Source organism: uncultured Psychroserpens sp., assembly GCF_947494225.1.
Classification (GTDB): Bacteria; Bacteroidota; Bacteroidia; order Flavobacteriales; family Flavobacteriaceae; genus Psychroserpens.
Genome location: NZ_CANLUG010000013.1, coordinates 21,363 through 29,582, shown reverse-complemented (window position 1 = coordinate 29,582; position 8,220 = coordinate 21,363). Strand labels below are relative to the sequence as shown.

Here is an 8,220-nt window from a genome sequence, read left to right as displayed (position 1 = left end):
GGTTTGTAGTTGAGTATAATGAACCTAATACAGGTGACCGTAAAGAATTTAAAGCCCATTTTACCCTGAAAAGATAATAATGAGCTGAATGAAAAAATAAAAAGGCTGTGCATTTCTGCACAGCCTTTTTATTTTGACTTTAGACATGTTTAAAAACTATTAATTCGAATGTGAATTTAGCGTACAGAAAATAATATATTGAAATTAGGTAGGTTGCGATTGGTATTGGTATATCTTAATCATTCTTAATGGAAGAATCATGTTACTATGTTTCGATTATATAGTTCATTTGGTGATATCCCTTGGTTATTAATGTTTAGAGATTAATAGGGAGCTTTGATACTTCAGAAACTCACGATGTTATGTATAGTATAAAATAAAAATGCTGAACGTTCGTTCAGCATTTTTATCATTTAATTTATGATGCTATTATTATAGGTTGAAACCTAAAGATAATGTTATATTAGAATTATTAGTGTCGAGCGTAGCTGCATCAGTTAATCCTACTGAGTAAAGCTGATTATTAACTGTACGTTCTGCTTGGTCATAAGTTAGGTCTAATCTTGTGTTTCCGAAGTTATAACCAATACCTAAAGAATAACCAGTTAGGTCTCCATAAAATGTGTCATCTACATACGGACTTTCTTCAAATCTATATCCACCTCTAAAACTAAATTGTTTTACTTTATATTCACCACCAAACCTATATGTGTTGGCAATTTTGAAAACATTATTTATAATGTCGTTTTGAGCAGCAAAAAATGAATCAGAAGTAGGTCTAAATTTTGTGTTCTTATAATTTCTTCTTGAATAATCGAAACTTAATAAGCCTTGTTCTCCAAAAACATAAGCTAAACTTCCAGTTATTTTACCAGGAGACTGTAGTCGATAATCTGGGAAAATATTGATAACGTTAGGATTTATAAATGCAGATACATTATTACCTCCTTCGTTTCTAACCGTTTCTACATATTGAGAGGTTTCTTCTGTTATAGTTAACCAAGTAGGCGAGTTGTAGGTAAAACCAGCTCTTAGTTCTTTAGTAAGTTTTAAGATAGCTCCTAATTGAAAAGAAAAGCCATTACCTGTTGTCAATAAATTATTATCAAAACCAACTCTGGTTACAACAGAACCATCATTAGAATTAGATTCATTAAAAGACGTAAACCTTTCGTAGTTGATAAAATGTGTATTAAGGTTTATTCCAAGATATAATTTGTCTTCATATTGAGCAGCCGCATTGAAACTAAATTTCCCGTTATAACCTCTAGTAACAAGATTATAGCTTTGATCGAATGTTCCTGGTGCTATATTAGATGTATACAAAGTGTTCTCATCAGTATTAGCATCTGGTTCTAGAATAAAAGATTCGTATCCCAAAAAGGCTTGCTGATTTCCGAAGCCATAAAAAGCTCCAATATCGGCATATGCTTCTGATATCGTTTCTCCAGGAAAAGCAGATATTTCATCAAGCCTTTGACCTTGAGCAAACGCTAAAAAGTAGCTGTCTATAGAATTTGTATTTTGCCCAGAAGCTGTCCATTGATCATCATAATTAGCAGTTTTGTCATAGGCCACACTCAGAACAAATTTGCGCCATGGTGAATTTAAGTTATTATTTGTAAAAACAAATGCAGCACCACCTTGGTTTAAATCAACTTTTGAATCTGAAGAAGAACTTTGTCCATTAAAAAAGGAAACATCATTGTCTAAGTTTAAACTTGAGAGTGATATTGAAGCATGACTTCTATTAAAAATAGCAGAACCTGCTGGATTAATACTTACGGCAGACATGTCACCTCCAAGGGCTCCAAAAGCACCGCTTAATGCTCTAAATCGAGCAGATCCTTGAATTTCATCTTGCGAGTATCTAAGGGCATCAGATATGTCCTGAGCCATAACATTAGACATAGAAAGTACACCTATGACTAGTATAGTTAATTTTTTCATAGTAAAATTTTATAATTTTTTTAGAGCTAAATAGTTTAGATTATCCTCTACGACCAGAGCTACCTCTACTCGAAGATCTAGAAGAACCAGACGATCTTGTAGAACTTCTAGACGAGCTTCTTGCAGATGAACTTCTACTAGAAGATCTATTGCTTCTTACACTCGAACTATTGCTTCTGTTTGATCTTGTTCTAACACTAGAACTATTACTTCTGGTACTAGGTCTTGTTGTTCTAATTCTTGTATTATTACTTCTAGTATTAGGTCTTGTAATCCTAGTATTGGTATTAGGTCTCGTTGTCCTAACTCTTGTATTAGGCCTTGTAATTCTAGTATTAGTTCTCGTATTAGTATTAGCTCTTATACTTGTGTTATTTCGTCTTGTTCTTGGTCTTGTATAAGCCGAATTAGATCTGGTGTTAACTGCAGATCCTCTTCTAACAGATCTATTAAGTCCGTTATTTAAAGAACCTCTGCGACCATAGTTATAGGCTACATTATTGTAATAACCATTGTTGTATCCATAACCGTAGTATCCAGGTGGGCACCAAGCATTGAAACCGCCATATCCGAAATAAGGATTCCAACCGTTAAAAGCTATATGGCTACCATATGCAAATCCGCCGTATGGTCCCCAAGACGGTCCCCATGGCGAACCCCATCTATTCCATCTGTTCCATCCCCAAGAGTTTACATATCCATAACCCCAAGGTCTATACCAACCCCAAGTATTCCATCCATTATTATATATAGTGACATTTACTTGGTCAGAATCTTGTCCCCAACCAGCGTAACCAGTTTGAACTTCCTCTGAAGGTTCTTCATCGTAATCACCTACGTATGAATCTATATCTGTAAAAATAGCACTACCATCATCAGGAATGTTATCATACTGATTTGACTTTTCGGTAAAATAATCTTTATAGTAACTATTATCTTCTACTGGAACCGTTCTTGTTTCTTCATAGACTACTTCACTGTCACTGTAAATACCATCACTATCATAACCAACATATTGGTATGAACCACAAGAAGCTAATAGAAATGTAAAGCTTAGTGCAACAAAAAATGGAAATTTGTTCTGTATGTAATTGTTTAATTGCATATCTCTTGATTTTTATTGTTGAACATTACAAAAATAGTTAGTTTTGTTGAACTATTTTTTTATTTAACATTATCACAAATTTTGTGCCAAAACACTTAAAATGAGTAAAAACCTTACAAGTAGAGCAGAAGACTATTCAAAATGGTATAACGAATTGGTCGTAAAGGCCGATTTAGCTGAGAATTCAGCGGTTAGGGGTTGTATGGTTATCAAACCTTATGGCTATGCAATCTGGGAAAAAATGCAAGCAGAATTAGATAGAATGTTTAAAGAAACAGGACATCAAAATGCGTATTTTCCTCTTTTTGTACCTAAAAGTTTGTTTGAAGCCGAAGAAAAGAATGCCGAAGGATTTGCAAAAGAGTGTGCAGTAGTGACACATTATAGGTTACAAAATGACCCAGATAACGAAGGGAAGTTACGTGTTGATCCAGAAGCAAAGTTAGAAGAAGAGCTTGTTGTAAGACCAACTAGTGAGGCCATTATTTGGAATACATATAAAGGTTGGATTCAAAGTTATAGAGATTTACCTATTTTAATAAACCAATGGGCAAATGTTGTACGCTGGGAAATGAGGACACGTTTATTTCTAAGAACTGCTGAATTTTTATGGCAAGAAGGACATACGGCTCATGCAACCAAAAATGAAGCACTAATAGAGGCTGAGCAAATGAATAACGTTTATGCAGATTTTGCTGAGAACTTTATGGCTATTCCAGTTATTAAAGGTGTAAAAACTGAAAGTGAACGTTTTGCAGGAGCTGAAGAGACCTATTGTATTGAAGCATTGATGCAGGATGGAAAGGCATTACAAGCAGGAACATCTCACTTTTTGGGACAGAACTTTGCTAAAGCATTTGATGTGAAATTCACAAATAACGAAGGGAAGTTAGACCATGTATGGGCAACATCATGGGGTGTTTCTACACGATTAATGGGAGCTTTAATTATGACGCATAGTGATGATAAGGGACTAGTGCTTCCACCAAATTTAGCGCCTTCACAAGTTGTTATTGTTCCTATATATAAGAATGATGAGCAACTAGATTTAATTACTGAAAAGGCGAATGCCATAATTAAAGAATTAAAATCTTTAGGGATTTCTTGTAAATTTGACTCTAGAGCGACACATAGACCAGGAGCCAAATTTGCTCAACATGAATTGCAAGGCGTTCCATTAAGAGTTGCTATCGGACCTAAAGATCTTGAAAACAAAACGATTGAACTGGCTAGACGAGATACGTTAACAAAAGAGACCGTTGCGATGACAGATTTAGTGCCTGTAGTGCAATCGCTTTTAAAAGTAATTCAAGACGATTTATTTAATAAAGCACTTAATTATAGGGATTCGCATATCACAGAGGTAGATGATTTTGAAACCTTTAAAGAGGTTTTAGAAACGAAGACAGGTTTTATTTCTGCCCACTGGGATGGTACTGCCGAAACCGAACAAAAGATAAAAGAGTTAACTAAAGCAACAATAAGATGTATTCCAATGGATATTAAAAAAGAAGCTGGAAAGTGCGTATACACTGGTAATTCTTCAACAAATAGAGTCTTATTTGCAAAAGCTTATTAAATTTTTTTTAAAAAAGTTTATCTAGGTGTTGCAACATTTAAAAATAGTTGTATTTTTGCATCCGCAATGAGTAATTGCACGTTCATTTGAAATCGTAGTAAGAAGATAATTAAATTTTTAAAACTACAATTGAAATAACTCAAATGGCCCGTTCGTCTATCGGCTAGGACGCCAGGTTTTCATCCTGGTAAGAGGGGTTCGATTCCCCTACGGGCTACAATTTTTTAATAAGAAAGAAAACAATGGCAAATCATAAGTCAGCATTAAAAAGAATAAGAAGTAACGAAGCTAAACGTTTGCGTAACAGATACCAGCACAAAACTACACGTGGTGCTATCAAGAGATTACGTGATATGGAAAAAGCTAAAGAAGCAAAAGAATACTTGCCTGCAGTTATTTCAATGATCGATAAACTAGCTAAGAATAATATCATTCATGATAATAAAGCAGCTAATTTAAAATCTAAATTAACTAAGCACGTAGCTTCCCTAAGCTAACAAGAACTTATATTAAAATTATTAAAGCTTCTCGTATGAGAGGCTTTTTTTGTGCGGTTTATTAGCCTAAAATTTCATAATAAAAAAGCTCTCAGTACTAGTACTGAGAGCTTTTTTATTATACAAGAGTTGGTTTAGATTTGTTATCCATTCATAGATACCAAAAACTCTTCGTTATTTCTTGTTTGTTTAAATCTATCATTAATAAATTCCATGGCTTCAACAGGGTTCATGTCGGCAAGATATTTACGCATTACCCACATTCTTTGAATTGTTGATGCGTCTAATAAAATATCATCGCGACGCGTACTTGATGATGTTAAATCGATAGCAGGGAAAATTCTACGATTAGATATTTTACGATCTAATTGTAATTCCATATTACCAGTTCCTTTAAATTCCTCGAAGATTACTTCGTCCATTTTAGACCCAGTTTCTGTTAATGCAGTAGCTATGATTGTTAAAGACCCACCATTTTCAATGTTACGAGCTGCTCCAAAGAAACGTTTTGGTTTATGCAATGCATTGGCGTCTACACCACCACTTAATATTTTTCCTGAAGCTGGTTGAACTGTATTATATGCTCTAGCCAAACGCGTTATAGAATCTAATAAGATAACTACATCGTGGCCACACTCTACTAGACGTTTTGCCTTTTCTAATACGATATTTGCAATTTTTACATGTTCGTGAGCTTCCTTGTCAAAGGTTGAAGCGATAACTTCTCCACGAACATTACGTTGCATATCTGTTACTTCTTCAGGACGTTCATCAATTAATAAAATCATTTGATAAACTTCCGGATGATTTGCAGCAATTGCATTCGCTACATCTTTCAATAACATCGTTTTACCAGTTTTAGGTTGTGATACGATCATACCACGTTGCCCTTTTCCGATTGGAGAAAATAAATCCATTATACGTGTAGAAATCGTACTTTGCTTTTCAGCAATATTAAATTTTTCCTCAGGAAAAAGCGGTGTTAAATGTTCAAAAGATACACGGTCTCTTACCACTTCTGGTTTTTGACCATTAATCTTACTAACCTTTATTAACGGAAAGTATTTTTCTCCTTCTTTAGGAGGTCTTACATGACCTAAAACAGTATCTCCTGTTTTTAATCCAAATAATCTAATTTGAGATTGTGAAACATAAATGTCATCAGGAGATGATAAATAATTATAATCAGACGAACGTAAAAAACCGTAACCGTCTTGCATGATATCTAAAACACCTTCACTTTCAATGATGGCATCGAATTCAAAATCAGGCTCTCTATAGCGATTCCTGCTATCTTTATTGCCGTTGTTTTTGTGCGTATTGCCATCTTTGTGACGCGTATTAGTTTTTTTATGGTCTTTTGATTGATTTTGCTTGTTATCCTTTTGACGCGGATTAGGCTTACTATCATTAGAATTTTTAGAACGCGTATCGTTGTTTTGATTATTTCTTTGATTCGTTCTATTGTCCTTCTTATCGTTAGGATTATTTTGAGAAGGTTTATCTTCTTTTTTGTCATCCAACTCCATTTTTTGTTGAGAAGAGTTTTGAGCTTGTTTCTTTTCAACACGAGCTCTAGGCTTTCTTTGCTGAGTAGGTTTTTTCTGTTCTTCTTTTTTAGGAGTAGGTGGTGCTACTTCTTTTTTTACAGCATCTGGATTGGCTGCTTGGAAGTCTAAGATTTGATAGACAAGGTCTAGCTTTTTTAACGAACGGTATTTAGGTACGTTTAATTTTTGAGCGATTTCCTGAAGTTCAGGAAGCTTCTTTGCTTTTAATTCGGAAATTTCGAACATGTATATGTGTACTAATTAAGTTTATTCTTTGAAATGGATTAGTTTCTTACTTTTCTAAAAAATATAAAATGGGAAAAATTTGAAAAAAATCTGAAGATTTAATAACCTGCTACACTGTAGGTAACACATTATTAATGCAATAATACAATTTTATTTTTAAAATTTAATACTACTTTTAAAAAAGAAACTGTTAATTTTGTGCCTCGTTATAGATAAATATAAATGATTCAACGTATACAATCCATATATCTTTTATTTGCAGCAGGCGTGTCTGCAGGTTTAATTTTTATATTTCATTTGTGGACTAAGACCGATGATGTTTTGGTTTATGCTAAAGATGAATACTTATATTTAGGTTTGTTTTTAGGATCTGCTTTATTATCTTTAATCTCGATTTTTTGTTTTAAAAATAGGAAGCTGCAATTTGTTTTGGGCCGACTTAATATAATATTAAACTTTATTTTATTAGGATTTTTTGTGTATCAATTACTAATACCACCTGGAGAGAGTAACATCTCAGAGAAAGGTGTTGGGATATTCATACCTATTTTATCTATCGTGTTATTGGTCTTAGCCAATAAAGCCATAAAAAAGGATGAAGACCTCGTAAAATCTGTTGATCGATTACGATAAACCCTATTATCTTAATTATTTTAGTGCGTAAACCCAAGGTGAAGACCTTGGGTTTTTTTATGGATGATTGTTAACGCTTCGGAAACTCTATAACTTCAAGATTATCAATTTGATGCCCATCTATTGTGAATCTGAGCATCGTTCTTATTTTATGAAAGCCATGCTTTCCAACGGCACCAGGATTCATATGAATTAAATTATACCGTTTGTCTGGCATAACTTTTAGAATATGTGAATGCCCACAGATAAAAATACGAGGCGGATTATCTTTTATAAGATCACGTGTTCTCATGTTATACTTTGGAGGATAACCACCTATGTGTGTCATCCAAACATCAACATTTTCACACATAAACCTATTATGTTCTGGAAATTCGGCTCTAGCTTCAGCATTATCAATGTTGCCATAAACTGCTCGTAGAGGCTTTAAATCTTTTATAGCATCTGTGACACTAAGGTCTCCTATATCTCCAGCATGCCAAACTTCATCAGCCTGTTTAACGTATTTCAAAATAGCATCATCTATATAACTGTGTGTGTCAGAAAGTAATAGAATTTTGGTCATAAAGGGTTGTAAATTATGATTGCGACGTTTTCCGAAGAAAACCTTTAATTATGTTAATAGCAAGTATAAAGAGACAAAAACATTTATCTTTGTGC

General features: G+C 33.8%; 7 protein-coding genes and 1 tRNA gene. 4 read left to right on the top strand and 4 right to left on the bottom strand.

Going from position 1 to position 8,220, the window contains the following annotated elements; all coding sequences use genetic code 11:
* Window positions 1–432: 432 nt before the first annotated feature.
* Window positions 433–1,950, bottom strand: a complete 1,518-nt coding sequence (locus Q0893_RS19245; protein ID WP_299278845.1) for an OmpP1/FadL family transporter — start codon at window positions 1,948–1,950, stop codon at window positions 433–435.
* Between the two features lie 40 nt (window positions 1,951–1,990).
* Window positions 1,991–3,055 (bottom strand): hypothetical protein, encoded by a 1,065-nt coding sequence (locus Q0893_RS19240; protein WP_298903787.1) that lies wholly within the window; start codon window positions 3,053–3,055, stop codon window positions 1,991–1,993.
* A gap of 100 nt (window positions 3,056–3,155) precedes the next feature.
* Between Q0893_RS19240 and proS the strand changes: the two genes are divergently transcribed.
* The 3 genes from proS to rpsT all read left to right on the top strand — a co-directional run bounded on the left by proS (window position 3,156) and on the right by rpsT (window position 5,131).
* Window positions 3,156–4,634 carry a proline--tRNA ligase gene (gene proS / locus Q0893_RS19235; protein WP_299278841.1) on the top strand — a complete coding sequence of 493 codons (1,479 nt, stop codon included), beginning with the start codon at window positions 3,156–3,158 and terminating at the stop codon, window positions 4,632–4,634.
* A gap of 145 nt (window positions 4,635–4,779) precedes the next feature.
* Window positions 4,780–4,851, top strand: a tRNA-Glu gene (locus Q0893_RS19230).
* 25 nt (window positions 4,852–4,876) lie between these two features.
* Window positions 4,877–5,131 (top strand): 30S ribosomal protein S20, encoded by a 255-nt coding sequence (gene rpsT, locus Q0893_RS19225; RefSeq protein ID WP_298903785.1) that lies wholly within the window; start codon window positions 4,877–4,879, stop codon window positions 5,129–5,131.
* Window positions 5,132–5,274: 143 nt separating this feature from the next.
* On the opposite strand, the gene rho is transcribed toward rpsT, so the two are convergent.
* Window positions 5,275–6,927: a transcription termination factor Rho gene (gene rho, locus Q0893_RS19220; RefSeq protein WP_298903784.1), complete on the bottom strand. Its 1,653-nt coding sequence runs from the start codon at window positions 6,925–6,927 to the stop codon at window positions 5,275–5,277.
* 222 nt (window positions 6,928–7,149) lie between these two features.
* Here rho and Q0893_RS19215 point away from each other — a divergent pair, with 222 nt between their 5' ends.
* Entirely contained in the window at window positions 7,150–7,560 is a 411-nt protein-coding gene (locus Q0893_RS19215; protein ID WP_299278837.1) for a DUF4293 domain-containing protein, read from the top strand.
* A gap of 70 nt (window positions 7,561–7,630) precedes the next feature.
* Here the strand turns inward: Q0893_RS19215 and Q0893_RS19210 are convergent, their stop codons facing one another.
* Window positions 7,631–8,125 carry a metallophosphoesterase family protein gene (locus tag Q0893_RS19210; protein ID WP_298903782.1) on the bottom strand — a complete coding sequence of 165 codons (495 nt, stop codon included), beginning with the start codon at window positions 8,123–8,125 and terminating at the stop codon, window positions 7,631–7,633.
* Window positions 8,126–8,220 lie beyond the last annotated feature (95 nt).